Origin of the sequence: Streptomyces sp. NPDC017246, assembly GCF_044331325.1 — a bacterium.
Classification (GTDB): domain Bacteria; phylum Actinomycetota; class Actinomycetes; order Streptomycetales; family Streptomycetaceae; genus Streptomyces.
Map to the genome: position 1 here is coordinate 97,556 of NZ_JBIRMW010000005.1, position 14,791 is coordinate 112,346.

Genomic DNA, 14,791 nt, shown 5'->3' on the forward strand with positions numbered 1-14,791 from the left:
CCGTTGTCGCCTCCGTGGCCGAAACGGCCCCCGGGTTTCCCGTACTTCTCTTGACACCCGCTGTTCCAGAAATACCCGCTGTTCCAGAACAACCCGTTGTCGCAATCAAGGAGAGTCATCGAGCGATGGCCGGTCCAGCGTTCCGCGCCGCCGCCGTACGGGTGCGCGTCCCCGCCACCAGCGCCAATCTCGGTCCGGGCTTCGACGCCTTCGGCCTGTCGCTGGGTCTCTACGACGACGTCGTCGTCCGAGTCGCCGACTCCGGGCTGCACGTCGACATCGCCGGTGAGGGCGCCGGGACACTCCCGCGCGACGAGAGCCACCTGCTCGTACGCTCCCTGCGCACGGCCTTCGACCTGCTCGGCGGACAGCCGCGCGGCCTCGAGGTCGTCTGCGCCAACCGCATCCCGCACGGCCGCGGCCTCGGCTCCTCCTCCGCCGCCATCTGCGCCGGCATCGTCGCCGCCCGCGCCGTGACCATAGGCGGGGACGCCAGGCTCGACGAGGCCGCGCTCCTCGAACTGGCCACCGAGATCGAGGGTCACCCCGACAACGTCGCCGCCTGTCTGCTCGGCGGATTCACGCTCGCCTGGACCGAGTCCGGTGCCGCGCGGGCGATCAGGATGGATCCCTCGGATTCCATCGTTCCGGTGGTTTTCGTCCCCGGTAAGCCGGTGCTGACCGAGACCGCCCGCGGACTTCTGCCGCGCACCGTCCCGCACGTGGACGCCGCGGCCAACGCCGGGCGCGCGGCGCTCCTCGTCGAGGCCCTGACCCGCCGCCCCGAGCTGCTGCTCGCGGCCACCGAGGACCGGCTGCACCAGGAGTACCGGGCTCCCGCGATGCCGGAGAGCATCGCCCTGGTGAACCGGCTGCGGGCGGACGGTGTCCCCGCGGTCATCTCCGGCGCGGGCCCCACGGTGCTCGCGCTGGCCGAACACGGGACGGCCGACAAGGTCGCCCGCCTCGCGGGCGAGGGATGGGCCGCGAACCGGCTCGACCTCGACGCGTCCGGGGCGTGTGTCCTTCCGCTGGCGCCCTAGGCGCGCGGCGCCCCTGACGCCGGGCAGCGTCGGGGGCGGGAGATTGCCGGTGAGGGAGAGGGGGAATGTTTGTCGGAGCCGGTAGTGTTAACCTCAAGTCAGCACCCGGCGCCTTTGTGGCGCGGTGCTGAGTGTCCCCATCAGGGACCACCGATTCTTCCGGGAGCCTCCCCAACTGCCTGAGCAGCCTGCCTGAGCAGTTTCGAGCACGCTCCGGAACCGGCACGACACCCCTCGCTCTTCCGCAGCGAGGACCGAGCAGGGGGCGCTCGGGCCGGACCCAGCACGTTCTCTCTCCGCCGTACCCGGCGGGACCACCGCCCCGGACACGGTCCACCCAACACGGGACCGCTGCCGGACAGCACAACCGGTCGCCGAGCCAGATGGCCGACGTCCGCTCCAGGGAAGGACCCTTCGTGAGCGACACCACCGATCTGATGGGCGTGACTGCCGACAGCAGTGTCGACGCCGCCGCGCCCGCCGCAGGTGCTGCCACCGGCGGCACCGCACGGCGCCGCCGCTCCGGCACCGGCCTCGAGGGCATGGTCCTGGCCGAGCTGCAGCAGGTCGCGTCCGGCCTCGGCATCAGGGGCACCGCGCGGATGCGCAAGAGCCAGCTGATCGAGGTCATCAAGGAGGCGCAGGCCGGTGGCGGTTCCGCCGCCCCCGCCAAGGCCGCCGACGCCGCCGAGACCAAGCCGAAGCGCCGCGCCACCGCCAAGGCCCGTACGGGCGAGACCGCCGTCGAGGCCGCCGAGCCCAAGGCCGAGAAGGCCGAGAAGGCCGTCGCCCAGCAGCAGATCGACATTCCCGGTCAGCCTGCCAGCGAAGACCAGCCGGCCGGTGAGCGTCGTCGCCGCCGTGCCACCGCCCCCGCCGGGTCGCCGGAGGGCGAGGCCAAGGCCGAGGCCGCGCAGGTAGTCAAGACCGAGGCCCGTACCGAGGCCAAGGCCGACGCGGGCACCGACGCCAAGGCCGAGGCCGCCGTCGACGGCGCCGAGGGCCGCGGCCGTCGTGACCGCGGGGAGCGGGGCGAGCGCGGGGAGCGCGGCGAGCGCCGTGACCGCCGTGACCGTCAGCGCGACCGTGGCAAGGGCGACGAGCAGCAGGGCGGTGGCCAGGGCGGCCAGCGCCAGCGCCAGGGCGGCCAGGGCCAGGGTCAGGGCCAGCAGGTCCAGAGCCAGGGTCAGCAGGGCGGCCAGCAGGCCGGCCCGCAGGACGACTACGACGACGAGGCCGGCGGTCGCCGCGGGCGTCGCGGCCGCTACCGCGACCGTCGTGGGCGTCGTGGGCGTGACGACTTCCAGGCCGGCGAGCCGCAGGTCGCCGACGACGACGTCCTGATCCCCGTCGCGGGCATCCTCGACATCCTCGACAACTACGCGTTCATCCGGACCTCGGGCTACCTGCCCGGTCCGAACGACGTGTACGTCTCCCTCGCCCAGGTCCGCAAGAACGGTCTGCGCAAGGGTGACCACGTCACCGGCGCCGTGCGTCAGCCGAAGGAGGGCGAGCGCCGCGAGAAGTTCAACGCGCTGGTCCGCCTGGACTCCGCGAACGGCATGGCCGCCGACTCCGGCCGCGGCCGCCCCGAGTTCAACAAGCTGACCCCGCTCTACCCGCAGGACCGGCTCCGTCTGGAGACCGACCCGGGCGTGCTGACCACGCGGATCATCGACCTCGTGTCGCCGATCGGCAAGGGCCAGCGCGGTCTGATCGTGGCCCCGCCGAAGACCGGCAAGACCATGATCATGCAGGCGATCGCCAACGCGATCACCACCAACAACCCCGAGTGCCACCTGATGGTCGTCCTGGTCGACGAGCGTCCGGAAGAGGTCACCGACATGCAGCGGTCGGTCAAGGGCGAGGTCATCTCCTCGACCTTCGACCGTCCGGCCGAGGACCACACCACCGTCGCCGAGCTGGCCATCGAGCGCGCCAAGCGTCTCGTGGAGCTGGGTCACGACGTGGTCGTCCTGCTCGACTCGATCACCCGCCTGGGCCGCGCGTACAACCTCGCGGCGCCGGCCTCCGGCCGCATCCTGTCCGGTGGTGTCGACTCGACCGCCCTGTACCCGCCGAAGCGCTTCTTCGGCGCGGCCCGGAACATCGAGGACGGCGGCTCGCTGACCATCCTCGCCACCGCCCTGGTGGACACCGGTTCGCGCATGGACGAGGTGATCTTCGAGGAGTTCAAGGGCACCGGCAACATGGAGCTCAAGCTCGACCGGAAGCTCGCCGACAAGCGCATCTTCCCGGCCGTCGACGTCGACGCCTCGGGTACGCGCAAGGAAGAGATCCTGCTCGGCGCCGACGAGCTCGCCGTCACCTGGAAGCTGCGCCGTGTGCTGCACGCGCTCGACCAGCAGCAGGCGATCGAGCTGCTTCTCGACAAGATGAAGCAGACGAAGTCGAACGGCGAGTTCCTGCTCCAGATCCAGAAGACGACTCCTGGCGGCAAGAACGACGACTGACGTGTGACCTGCGTCATGCGCCAGTCGTACGACAGGGACGCGAGCCCGGTCTCGTAACCCCGTCGTGACCTGCGTAAACCACTGCGCCCACCGTGCCCCGCACGGTGGGCGCAGTGCTGTTCGCACGGAAGCTCACCGAAACCTCACAGGCCCGTATGCAACCCTTTCGGGTGCTTCGCCGTCACACATGGTGAACCGAGGGCCCGAGGGATGAGGATGACCGAGCAGAACAAGAGCGGCCGAATAGGCGGCGCCGGAAACGGCCGCCGCCGCAAGCCGACCGCCAAACGCAGCCGAAAGACGGCCGTCCTGGTCTCGGGGGCCCTTGCCGTCCTCGTGCTCGGCGGCGCCGGACTCGGATACGTCTACTTCAAGCTCGACGGCAACCTCGACAGCGTCGACATCAACGCCCAGCTGGGCACCGACCGCCCCGACGACGTCGACAACGGCTCCATGGACATCCTCGTCCTCGGCTCCGACTCGCGCTCCGGCGACAACGGCGCCTACGGCAAGGACGAGGGCGGCGCCCGCTCCGACACCGCGATGGTCGTCCACGTCTACGAGGGCCACAAGAAGGCGAGCGTCGTCTCCGTCCCCCGCGACACCCTCGTCGACCGGCCCTCCTGCACCGACGGGAAGGGCGCCGCCGTCCCCGGCGAGCAGCGGGCCATGTTCAACACCGCGTACGAGGTCGGCGGACCCGCCTGCGCCGTCAAGACCGTCGAGTCGATGTCCGGCATCCGTATGGACCACTACATCGAGGTCGACTTCACGGGCTTCAAGAAGCTCATCGACGAACTCGGCGGCGTGGAGATCACCACCACCGCGGCCATCAAGGACAGCAAGAGCCACCTCGACCTCGAACCGGGCACCCACACCCTCGACGGCGAGCAGTCCCTCGGCCTGGTCCGCACCCGGAAGAGCGTCGGCGACGGCAGCGACCTCGGCCGCATCCAGCTCCAGCAGGCCTTCATGAAGGCCTTCATCGACCAGGTCAAGGACGTCGGCGTCTTCACCAGTCCGAAGAAGCTCCTCGACCTCGCCGACGCCGCCACCAAGGCCATCACCCCCGACTCCGAACTCGACTCGGTCGAGGAGCTGATGGGCTTCGCCAAGGGCCTCTCCGGCATCGGCGCCCAGAACGTCCACATGGTCACCATGCCCGTCGAGTACGACCCCCGGGACCCCAACCGCGTCGTACCGCTGGAAGCCCAGGCGAAGCAGGTCTGGACGGCCCTGAAGAAGGACCTGCCGATCCCCGCGTCGGCCACGGAGGACGCGGCCACCGGCAAGGCCGACGGCGTCGTGAGGTAGCGCGGGAGCGCCGTCCGACGCAGCTCAGGAATAGTTCCGGCCCCACCCCGGTTTTGGGAGATACGGCCGGTCCTGGCAGACTGGTACGTCGGCCCCGGTTCACGCTCGCCGCAACCCGCGGAAGCGACCCGGAGCCCTCCCGAAACTAGGAGACACCTTGAAGCGCGAGATTCACCCCGAGTACGTCGAGACCCAGGTCAGCTGCACCTGCGGTGCGTCGTTCACCACCCGGAGCACCCTGACCGACGGCACCATCCGTGCCGAGGTCTGCTCCGAGTGCCACCCGTTCTACACGGGCAAGCAGAAGATCCTCGACACCGGCGGCCGCGTCGCCCGCTTCGAGGCCCGCTTCGGCAAGGCCGCCGGCTCCAAGTAGCGAGCCCCTGCGCCGGTCCACGGTCGCCCCGCGCGGGTGGCCGGGACCGGCGCTTTGCCGTCCCCGTAGCAACTGACGAAAACCCCAGGAGCCCCCGATGTTCGAGGCGGTCGAGGAACTGGTCGGCGAGCATGCCGGCCTCGAGACGAAGCTCGCAGACCCTTCGGTCCACGCCGACCAGGCGAACGCGCGCAAGCTGAACAAGCGCTACGCCGAGCTGACCCCGATCGTCGCCGCCTACCGGTCCTGGAAGCAGACCGGTGACGACATCGAGACCGCCCGCGAGCTGGCACACGACGATCCCGACTTCGCCGCCGAGGTCAAGCAGCTGGAGAAGGACCGGGAGGCGCTCACCGAGAGGCTCCGACTGCTCCTCGTCCCGCGCGACCCGAGCGACGACAAGGACGTCATCCTGGAGATCAAGGCGGGCGCGGGCGGCGACGAGTCCGCGCTCTTCGCCGGCGACCTGCTCCGCATGTACCTGAGGTACGCCGAGCGCGTCGGCTGGAAGACCGAGATCATCGACGCCACCGAGTCCGAGCTGGGCGGCTACAAGGACGTCCAGGTCGCCGTGAAGACCAAGGGCGGCAACGGCGCCACCGAGCCCGGCCAGGGCGTCTGGGCGCGCCTCAAGTACGAGGGCGGGGTGCACCGCGTGCAGCGCGTGCCCGCGACCGAGTCCGCCGGCCGCATCCACACCTCCGCCGCCGGCGTGCTCGTCACGCCCGAGGCCGAGGAGGTCGAGGTCGAGGTCCACGCCAACGACCTGCGCATCGACGTCTACCGCTCGTCCGGCCCCGGCGGCCAGTCGGTCAACACCACCGACTCCGCCGTCCGCATCACCCACCTGCCGACCGGCATCGTCGCCTCCTGCCAGAACGAGAAGAGCCAGCTCCAGAACAAGGAGCAGGCCATGCGTATCCTGCGGTCCAGGCTTCTCGCCGCCGCGCAGGAGGAGGCCGAGTCCAAGGCCGCCGACGCCCGTCGCAGCCAGGTCCGCACCGTCGACCGGTCCGAGAAGATCCGTACGTACAACTTCCCGGAGAACCGGATCTCGGACCACCGGGTCGGCTTCAAGGCGTACAACTTGGACCAGGTGCTCGACGGCGAACTGGACCCGATGATCCAGGCGTGCGTCGACGCCGACTCGGCCGCCAAGCTCGCCGCGGCGTAAGCGAGCCCGATGGCGTAAGTTCCCCCCGCCCCACCCCGCACCACGGAGGACCAGCGTGAACCTGCTGCTTGCCGAGGTGGCCCAGGCCACCCAGCGGCTGGCCGACGCCGGCGTTCCCTCACCGCGTTTCGACGCCGAGGAGCTCGCCGCGTTCGTGCACGGCGTCAAGCGGGGGGAGCTGCACAACGTCCAGGACGCGGACTTCGACGCCCGCTACTGGGAGACGGTCGCCCGCCGCGAGGCCCGCGAACCGCTCCAGCACATCACCGGGCGGGCGTTCTTCCGCTACCTGGAGCTGCAGGTCGGACCCGGGGTCTTCGTGCCCCGGCCGGAGACCGAGTCGGTCGTCGGCTGGGCCATAGACGCCGTGCGCGCCATGGACGTCGTCGAGCCCCTCATCGTCGACCTGTGCACCGGCTCCGGGGCCATCGCCCTCGCCATGGCCCAGGAGGTCCCGCGCTCGCGCGTGCACGGCGTGGAGCTCTCCGACGACGCCCTCGTGTGGACCCGCAAGAACGCCGAGGGCTCCCGCGTCACCGTCCACCAGGGCGACGCGCTGAGCGCGCTCCCCGAGCTGGACGGCCAGGTCGACCTGGTCATCTCCAATCCGCCGTACATCCCGCTCACCGAGTGGGAGTACGTGGCACCCGAGGCCCGCGACCACGACCCCCAGATGGCCCTCTTCTCCGGCGAGGACGGTCTCGACACCATCCGCGGCATCGAGCGCACCGCCCACCGGCTGCTGCGCCCCGGCGGCCTCGTCGTCATCGAGCACGCGGACACCCAGGGCGGGCAGGTGCCGTGGATCTTCAACGAAGAGGCCGGCTGGGCCGACGCCGCCGACCACCCGGACCTGAACAACCGGCCGCGCTTCGCGACCGCCCGCAAGGCCATGCCATGACCGGCACGACTGCCATGACGAACCACGCTTACGAGGAGGCCGGGAACTGATGGCACGGCGATACGACTGCAACGAGGCGACCGACCGTGTGACCGGTCTGCGCGAGGCCGCGTCCGCCGTCCGCCGGGGCGAGCTGGTCGTGCTGCCCACCGACACCGTGTACGGGATCGGGGCGGACGCCTTCAGCAGCGAGGCCGTGGCGGACCTGCTCGCCGCCAAGGGCCGGGGCCGCAACATGCCCACGCCCGTGCTCATCGGCTCCCCGAACACCCTCCACGGCCTGGTCACGGACTTCTCCGAGCAGGCCTGGGAGCTCGTCGACGCCTTCTGGCCCGGCGCCCTCACGCTCGTCGCCAGGCACCAGCCCTCCCTCCAGTGGGACCTGGGTGACACCCGGGGCACCGTCGCCATCCGTATGCCGCTGCACCCGGTCGCCATCGAGCTGCTCACCGAGGTCGGCCCGATGGCCGTCTCCTCGGCGAACCTCACGGGCCACCCGTCGCCGGAGGACTGCGACGCCGCCCAGCAGATGCTCGGCGACTCCGTCTCCGTCTACCTCGACGGCGGACCGACGCCCGGCATCGTCCCCTCGTCCATCGTCGACGTCACGGGCAAGGTCCCGGTGCTGCTGCGCGAGGGCGCGCTCTCGCCGGAGGAGCTCCGGAAGGTCGTACCCGACCTCGAGGTGGCGAATTGACCGCCCCTGAGGGGCGTGGCATAGCGGGGTTCAACGACGGCAACACCTTCCGCATCCTCCACGTCAGCACCGGCAACGTCTGCCGCTCGCCGATCACCGAGCGGCTGACCCGCCATGCCCTGAGCGACCGCCTCGGCGACCCTCTCGGCGGCGGCCTGATCGTGGAGAGCGCGGGCACCTGGGGCCACGAGGGCGCCCCGATGGAGGCCAACGCGGAACTGGTCCTCGCCGACTTCGGCGCGGACTACAGCGGCTTCGTGGGGCGCGAGCTCCTCGACGAGCACGTCATCCGCGCGGACCTGGTCCTGACCGCGACCCGCGACCACCGCGCCCAGGTCATCTCGATGGGCCACTCGGCGGGTCTGCGCACCTTCACGCTGAAGGAGTTCACCCGCCTGGTCCGCGCGATCGACCCGGCCACGCTCCCGGACGCCCACGACGAGGGCATGGTGGAGCGCGCCCGCGCCCTGGTCCGCGCCGCGGCGGCTCTACGCGGGTGGCTCCTGGCCCCGTCGGTGGACGCGGACGAGGTCAACGACCCGTACGGCGCCCCCATCACGTTCTTCCGCTCGATCGGCGACGAGATCAACCAGGCGCTGGACCCCGTGGTGACGGCGCTGACGGGCGTGCGGGCGCGCGACTGACGCTGCCGGTTCTCGCCGGGCGCGTGGGGGAGTGCGTGCCTACATTGGTGACATGTCGGTCACCGCTCCCCCCGATGAGGCTCTCGACGTCCTGCGCCGGCAGGACCCGGAGATCGCCGACGTGCTGCTCGGCGAGGTACGGCGGCAGGCCGACAGTCTGCAGTTGATCGCCGCCGAGAACTTCACCTCGCCCGCCGTCCTCGCCGCGCTCGGCTCCCCGCTCGCCAACAAGTACGCCGAGGGCTATCCCGGCGCCCGTCACCACGGCGGCTGCGAGTACGTGGACGCCGCCGAGCGGATCGCCGTGGAACGGGCCACCGCGCTCTTCGGGGCCGACCATGCGAACGTGCAGGCACACTCGGGCTCCTCGGCCGTCCTGGCGGCGTACGCGGCCCTTCTCAGGCCCGGTGACACGGTCCTCGCCATGGGCCTCGACCACGGTGGGCACCTCACCCACGGTTCGCCCGCCAATTTCTCCGGGCGCTGGTTCGAGTTCGTGCCCTACGGAGTCGACGCCGAGACCGGGCTCGTCGACTACGAGCAGGTCGCCGCGCTCGCCCGTCACCACCGCCCCAAGGCGATCGTGTGCGGCTCGATCTCCTACCCCCGCCATCTCGACTACGCGATCTTCCGCGAGGTCGCCGACGAGGTCGGCGCCTATCTCATCGCCGACGCGGCCCATCCCATCGGCCTGGTCGCCGGGGGAGCGGCGCCGAGCCCCGTCCCGTACGCCGACGTGGTCTGCGCGACCACCCACAAGGTGCTGCGCGGTCCCCGCGGCGGAATGATCCTCTGCGGCGAGGAACTCGCGGGGCGGATCGACCGGGCGGTGTTCCCGTTCACGCAGGGCGGCGCCCAGATGCACACGATCGCGGCGAAGGCGGTGGCCTTCGGCGAGGCGTCCACCCCGGCGTTCACCGCGTACGCCCATCAGGTGGTCGAGCACGCGCGGGTGCTCGCGGCCGCGCTCGCCGCCGAGGGCTTCGCGCTGACCACCGGCGGTACCGACACCCACCTCATCACCGCCGACCCCGCGCCCCTCGGTATCGACGGCCGCACCGCCCGCGCCCGGCTGGCCGCCGCCGGCATGGTCCTCGACACCTGTGCCCTGCCGTACGGGGAGGGGCGCGGCATCCGGCTGGGCACGGCCGCCGTGACCACGCAGGGGATGGGCGCTCCGGAGATGGCCAGGATCGCGGCGTTGTTCACATCCGCGCTGCGTGACGACGCCGGGGAGACGGCCCGCGTACGGGCGGAGGTACGGGCGCTGACCGGGCGTTTTCCCCCGTATGGACGCTGAGGAAAAGTCACCGGAAGTCGCTGTGCAACCGTTCGGGCGGTCCTGGTGTCTCCAAGCACATGGACGGCACGGCTAGGGTGTGGGGCTGAGATGGCCAGCGATTCCTGTGGGGCAGCCCGTGCGTGATTACCTGCTGACGCTCTGTGTCACGGCCGCGGTGACCTATCTGCTCACCGGTCCGGTGCGGAAGTTCGCCATCGCGACCGGGGCGATGCCGGAGATCCGTGCCCGAGACGTACACCGAGAACCGACTCCGCGGCTCGGTGGCATCGCCATGTTCTTCGGGCTGTGCGCGGGTCTGCTCGTCGCCGACCACCTGCAGAACCTGAACAGCGTCTTCGAGCTCTCCAACGAGCCGCGCGCGCTGCTGTCCGGTGCCGCCCTGATCTGGCTGATCGGTGTCCTGGACGACAAGTTCGAACTGGACGCCCTGATCAAGCTGGGCGCGCAGATGATCTCGGCGGGCGTCATGGTGGCGCAGGGTCTGACGATCCTGTGGCTGCCGATCCCGGGTGTGGGTGTCGTCTCCCTGACCCCGTGGCAGGGCACGCTCCTGACCGTCGCCCTCGTCGTCCTCACCATCAACGCGGTCAACTTCGTCGACGGTCTCGACGGTCTCGCCGCCGGCATGGTCTGCATCGCCGCCGCGGCCTTCTTCCTGTACGCGTACCGGCTCTGGTACGGCTACACGATCGAGGCCGCCGCCCCCGCGACGCTCTTCACCGTGATCCTCATGGGCATGTGCCTGGGCTTCCTGCCGCACAACATGCATCCGGCGCGGATCTTCATGGGCGACTCGGGCTCGATGCTGATCGGTCTGATCCTGGCGGCCTCGGCCATCTCGATCACCGGTCAGGTCGACCCCGACGCGCTGAAGATCTTCGAGGGTTCGACCCGTCAGGCCACGCACGCCGCGCTGCCGGTCTTCATCCCGCTGATGCTGCCGCTGTCGATCATCGCGATCCCGATGGCGGACCTGGTCCTCGCGATCGTGCGCCGTACGTGGAAGGGCCAGTCGCCGTTCGCGGCCGACCGCGGGCACCTGCACCACCGGCTCCTGGAGATCGGGCACTCGCACAGCCGCGCGGTCCTGATCATGTACTTCTGGTCGGCGCTGATCGCCTTCGGGACGCTGGCGTACTCGGTCCACTCGGCCTCGATGTGGATCGTCCTCTGCGTCGTCGCGCTGAGCGCGATCGGCCTCGTGCTGCTCCTGCTGCCGCGCTTCGCGCCGCGTGCCCCCCGCTGGGCCGAGTCGGTCGTACCGCCTCGCTATCGCCGGCGCAAGAGGGTTCCCGTCGTGGAGGCCGTCCTGGAGCCGGTCACGGTCGAGGAAGAGCGGATTCCGGTGCCCGCGGGCATCAACGGCGCCACCGCCATCGGCAACCGCGCGCGCTTCACCGACCGGCGGAAGGCCGGAACGCCAAGTTGACGAAAGCCGCATTCGCGGTCATTAGCACACGCGGCGCCACCCTGTCGCGCACACACGCGCGGTGTAGCTCTCAGGTGTGACAGTTGGCACACCTTATGGGTAAAGACCTATTCAAATAGTTTGTGATACCGTTCACGAGACCCGGCGACAGTGCCGAAAGACCGTAGTGCGACGGTCTGTTGGCCCCGAGACCCACCTCGGACCGGGCTTACGCTCGTCCATGACGACACCATCGCCCCCTCCATCAAGCGGAGACACCGCCATGCCGTCCAACGACGTACGCACCCTGCTGCACACCGCCGTCCCCACCGCTGCCGTCGGCGCACTCGCCACGGTCATCAGTGGCGTGGTCGCCGGTGGCAAGGGGGCGCTCGGCGCCGTCGCCGGCACTCTGGTCGTGATCCTCTTCATGGGTGTCGGGCTGGTGGTGCTCCAGCGGACGGCGCGGTCGCTGCCGCAGCTGTTCCAGGCCATGGGGCTCATGCTCTACGTGGCCCAACTGCTGCTGCTCTTCATCTTCCTGGCCTTGTTCAAGGACACGACGCTGTTCGACTTCAAGGCCTTCGCCTTCACGCTGCTCGCGACGACCGTGGTGTGGGTCGCCGCGCAGGCCCGGGCCTACATGAAGGCCAAGATCATGTACGTCGACCCCGAAAAGACGGGGTCGAAGTCGTGAAGGGTAGGGCCGGGATAAAGCCGCGTTCGGCTTCCTGCTATCGTCCGGTGCCAACTGCGGCACTGCGGGCGCGGGCATCCGAGACGCCTGTCCCAGCGCGAGGCTCGATGCCGAACCGCCGCCCCCTTATCCGTAAGACCAGTCCAGTGCCGACCCGCGGCTGCGTGCCGCGCCGACACAACGAGGTTGCCGTACCTATGCGCCACGCTGAAGGAGCCCGCGGTGAGTGCTGACCAGACGCTTGCCTTCGACCCGGATTGCCACATCTTCACCGGATGTGGCTTCCCGGCGCCGGGCCTGCACACGTTCATGTACGAGCCCATCTTCTCCGTGGGTGGCTTCGACTTCACCAAGCCGATGCTGCTCGCCATCCTGGGCTCGCTCGTGGTCGTCGGGTTCTTCTGGGCCGCCTTCAACAAGCCCAAGCTGATCCCCGGCAAGATGCAGATGGTCGGTGAGGCCGGTTACGACTTCGTCCGGCGCGGCATCGTCTACGAGATCATCGGCAAGAAGGACGGCGAGAAGTACGTCCCGCTGATGGTGTCGCTGTTCTTCTTCGTGTGGATGCTGAACCTCTGGTCGATCATCCCGCTGGCCCAGTTCCCGGTCACCTCGCTGATCGCCTTCCCGGCCGGTCTCGCGCTGATCGTGTACGTGCTCTGGGTGTCGCTGACCTTCAAGAAGCACGGCTTCGTCGGCGGCTGGAAGAACATCGTCGGCTACGACAAGTCGCTCGGCCCGATCCTGCCGCTGGTCGTCGTGCTCGAGTTCTTCTCGAACCTGCTGATCCGGCCCTTCACGCACGCGGTCCGACTGTTCGCGAACATGTTCGCCGGTCACCTGCTCATCGTGATGTTCTCGCTCGCCACCTGGTACCTCATGAACGGGCTCGGCTTCGTCTACGCCGGCGCCTCGTTCGTGATGGTCCTCGTGATGACCGCCTTCGAGCTCTTCATCCAGGCCGTCCAGGCGTACGTCTTCGTACTCCTGGCCTGCAGCTACGTCCAGGGCGCGCTCTCCGAGCACCACTGAGCCCTGACCGGCAGCACCACCCCCTTACCAACAGTCGTCCGGTGGCCAACCCCCACCGGGTCCTTGAAAGAGAAGGAAGAACCGGCATGTCCGCTCTCGAGACTCTCGCCGCCGTCAACGGAAACGTCGCCTCGATCGGCTACGGCCTCGCGGCCATCGGCCCCGGCGTCGGCGTCGGCATCATCTTCGGTAACGGCACCCAGGCCCTCGCCCGCCAGCCCGAGGCTGCCGGCCTGATCCGCACCAACCAGATCATGGGTTTCGCGTTCTGTGAGGCGCTTGCCCTCATCGGCATCGTCATGGGCTTCGTCTACAAGTAAGCCGGACCGACAGCCCAACTTTTACGGAAGGCACTGATGTGAACGCTCTGCTTCTTGCGGCAGCGGCGGAGGAGCAGCCTCCGCTCATCCCGCATCTCGACGAGCTCGTCATCGGCCTGATCGCCTTCGTCATCGTCTTCGGCTTCCTCGCCAAGAAGCTCCTCCCGAACATCAACAAGGTTCTGGAGCAGCGTCGCGAGGCCATCGAGGGTGGCATCGAGAAGGCCGAGTCGGCCCAGATCGAGGCTCAGAGTGTGCTGGAGCAGTACAAGGCCCAGCTTGCCGAGGCCCGCCACGAGGCCGCGCGTCTTCGCCAGGAGGCGACGGAGCAGGGCACCGCGATCATCCAGGAGATGAAGGCGGAAGGCCAGCGCCAGCGCGAGGAGATCATCGCGGCCGGCCACACGCAGATCGCGGCCGACCGCAAGTCCGCGTCCGCCTCGCTGCGTCAGGACGTGGGCAAGCTCGCCACCGACCTGGCCGGCAAGCTGGTCGGCGAGTCCCTCGAGGACACCGCCCGCCAGAGCCGGACGATCGACCGCTTCCTCGACGAGCTCGAGGAGAAGGCCGAGGCCGTCCGATGAACGGAGCGAGCCGCGAGGCACTGGCCTCCGCACGCGAGTCCCTCGACGCGCTGACCGACAACACCTCGGTCGACGCGACGAAGCTCGCGGACGAGCTGGCCGCGGTCACCGCGCTGCTCCACCGCGAGGTGTCGCTGCGCCGGGTCCTGACCGACCCCGCGCAGTCGGGCGAGGCCAAGGCCGAGCTCGCGCAGCGACTCCTGAGCGGTCAGGTGGGCGGCGAGACCGCCGACCTGGTCTCGGGCATGGTGCGTTCCCGCTGGTCGCGCTCGCGTGACCTGGTCGACGCGGCCGAGGAGCTGGCGAACATCGCCGACCTCACCGCGGCGCAGAAGGCGGGCGCGCTCGACGGCGTCGAGGACGAGCTGTTCCGGTTCGGCCGGATCGTGTCCTCCAGCCCCGAGCTCCGCTCGGCGCTGACGGACAAGGCCGCCACGGCCACCGCCCAGAGCGAGCTGCTCCGCAGCCTGCTCGGTGGCAAGGCCCACACCACCACCGAGCGTCTGGTCGTCCGTCTGGTGACCCAGCCCCGGGGACGTAGCCTGGAAGCGGGACTCGAGTCCCTCTCCAAGCTCGCCGCGGCGCGCCGGGACCGGATGGTCGCCGTCGTCACCTCGGCGGTGCCGCTGTCGGACCAGCAGAAGCAGCGCCTCGGATCCGTCCTGGCCAAGCTGTACGGCCGCGACATGCACCTGAACCTGGACGTGGACCCCGCGGTCCTCGGCGGGATCACCGTGCAGGTCGGCGACGAGGTCATCAACGGTTCCATCGCGGAGCGCCTCGAAGAGGCGACCCGCCGACTGGCCGGCTGACGCAGTCACACA

Annotated in this window: 15 protein-coding genes; all 15 read left to right on the plus strand. The window is 69.9% G+C overall.

Features of this window, described 5'->3' with window-relative positions; translation table 11 throughout:
* Nucleotides 1-125: 125 nt before the first annotated feature.
* Nucleotides 126-1,043 carry a homoserine kinase gene (thrB, locus tag ACH4MY_RS13470; RefSeq protein ID WP_398001909.1) on the plus strand — a complete coding sequence of 306 codons (918 nt, stop codon included), beginning with the start codon at nucleotides 126-128 and terminating at the stop codon, nucleotides 1,041-1,043.
* Between the two features lie 416 nt (nucleotides 1,044-1,459).
* Nucleotides 1,460-3,517, plus strand: coding sequence for a transcription termination factor Rho (rho, locus tag ACH4MY_RS13475; RefSeq protein WP_398001912.1), 2,058 nt, complete (start codon nucleotides 1,460-1,462; stop codon nucleotides 3,515-3,517).
* A gap of 216 nt (nucleotides 3,518-3,733) precedes the next feature.
* Nucleotides 3,734-4,831 carry an LCP family protein gene (locus ACH4MY_RS13480; RefSeq protein ID WP_398001915.1) on the plus strand — a complete coding sequence of 366 codons (1,098 nt, stop codon included), beginning with the start codon at nucleotides 3,734-3,736 and terminating at the stop codon, nucleotides 4,829-4,831.
* Nucleotides 4,832-4,988: 157 nt separating this feature from the next.
* Nucleotides 4,989-5,207, plus strand: coding sequence for a 50S ribosomal protein L31 (gene rpmE, locus ACH4MY_RS13485; protein WP_351895602.1), 219 nt, complete (start codon nucleotides 4,989-4,991; stop codon nucleotides 5,205-5,207).
* Nucleotides 5,208-5,304: 97 nt separating this feature from the next.
* The gene (gene prfA, locus ACH4MY_RS13490) at nucleotides 5,305-6,381 is read left to right on the plus strand and encodes a peptide chain release factor 1 (protein WP_398001918.1); all 1,077 of its coding nucleotides are present in this window, start codon (nucleotides 5,305-5,307) and stop codon (nucleotides 6,379-6,381) included.
* 55 nt (nucleotides 6,382-6,436) lie between these two features.
* A complete protein-coding gene (gene prmC, locus ACH4MY_RS13495; protein ID WP_398001921.1) occupies nucleotides 6,437-7,282 on the plus strand; it encodes a peptide chain release factor N(5)-glutamine methyltransferase in 846 nt (281 codons plus the stop codon).
* Between the two features lie 49 nt (nucleotides 7,283-7,331).
* Nucleotides 7,332-7,979, plus strand: coding sequence for an L-threonylcarbamoyladenylate synthase (locus ACH4MY_RS13500; protein ID WP_189834241.1), 648 nt, complete (start codon nucleotides 7,332-7,334; stop codon nucleotides 7,977-7,979).
* On the plus strand, nucleotides 7,976-8,623 hold the full coding sequence (locus ACH4MY_RS13505) for a protein-tyrosine-phosphatase (protein WP_398001923.1): 648 nt from the start codon (nucleotides 7,976-7,978) through the stop codon (nucleotides 8,621-8,623). Before ACH4MY_RS13500 ends, ACH4MY_RS13505 begins: the two co-directional genes overlap by 4 nt.
* A 52-nt stretch (nucleotides 8,624-8,675) precedes the next feature.
* Nucleotides 8,676-9,923, plus strand: a complete 1,248-nt coding sequence (gene glyA, locus ACH4MY_RS13510) for a serine hydroxymethyltransferase (protein WP_398001926.1) — start codon at nucleotides 8,676-8,678, stop codon at nucleotides 9,921-9,923.
* A 118-nt stretch (nucleotides 9,924-10,041) separates the two neighbouring features.
* Complete coding sequence (locus ACH4MY_RS13515) at nucleotides 10,042-11,355, plus strand: MraY family glycosyltransferase (RefSeq protein WP_398001928.1); 1,314 nt, start codon at nucleotides 10,042-10,044, stop codon at nucleotides 11,353-11,355.
* Between the two features lie 262 nt (nucleotides 11,356-11,617).
* A complete protein-coding gene (locus ACH4MY_RS13520; protein WP_398001931.1) occupies nucleotides 11,618-12,031 on the plus strand; it encodes a hypothetical protein in 414 nt (137 codons plus the stop codon).
* 222 nt (nucleotides 12,032-12,253) lie between these two features.
* Nucleotides 12,254-13,063 (plus strand): F0F1 ATP synthase subunit A, encoded by an 810-nt coding sequence (gene atpB / locus ACH4MY_RS13525; protein WP_189834237.1) that lies wholly within the window; start codon nucleotides 12,254-12,256, stop codon nucleotides 13,061-13,063.
* An 86-nt stretch (nucleotides 13,064-13,149) separates the two neighbouring features.
* Nucleotides 13,150-13,383: an ATP synthase F0 subunit C gene (atpE, locus tag ACH4MY_RS13530; protein WP_010474382.1), complete on the plus strand. Its 234-nt coding sequence runs from the start codon at nucleotides 13,150-13,152 to the stop codon at nucleotides 13,381-13,383.
* 38 nt (nucleotides 13,384-13,421) lie between these two features.
* Nucleotides 13,422-13,967, plus strand: coding sequence for a F0F1 ATP synthase subunit B (locus tag ACH4MY_RS13535; protein ID WP_398001934.1), 546 nt, complete (start codon nucleotides 13,422-13,424; stop codon nucleotides 13,965-13,967).
* Nucleotides 13,964-14,779: a F0F1 ATP synthase subunit delta gene (locus ACH4MY_RS13540; protein WP_398001936.1), complete on the plus strand. Its 816-nt coding sequence runs from the start codon at nucleotides 13,964-13,966 to the stop codon at nucleotides 14,777-14,779. Before ACH4MY_RS13535 ends, ACH4MY_RS13540 begins: the two co-directional genes overlap by 4 nt.
* The last annotated feature ends 12 nt before the right edge of the window (nucleotides 14,780-14,791 follow it).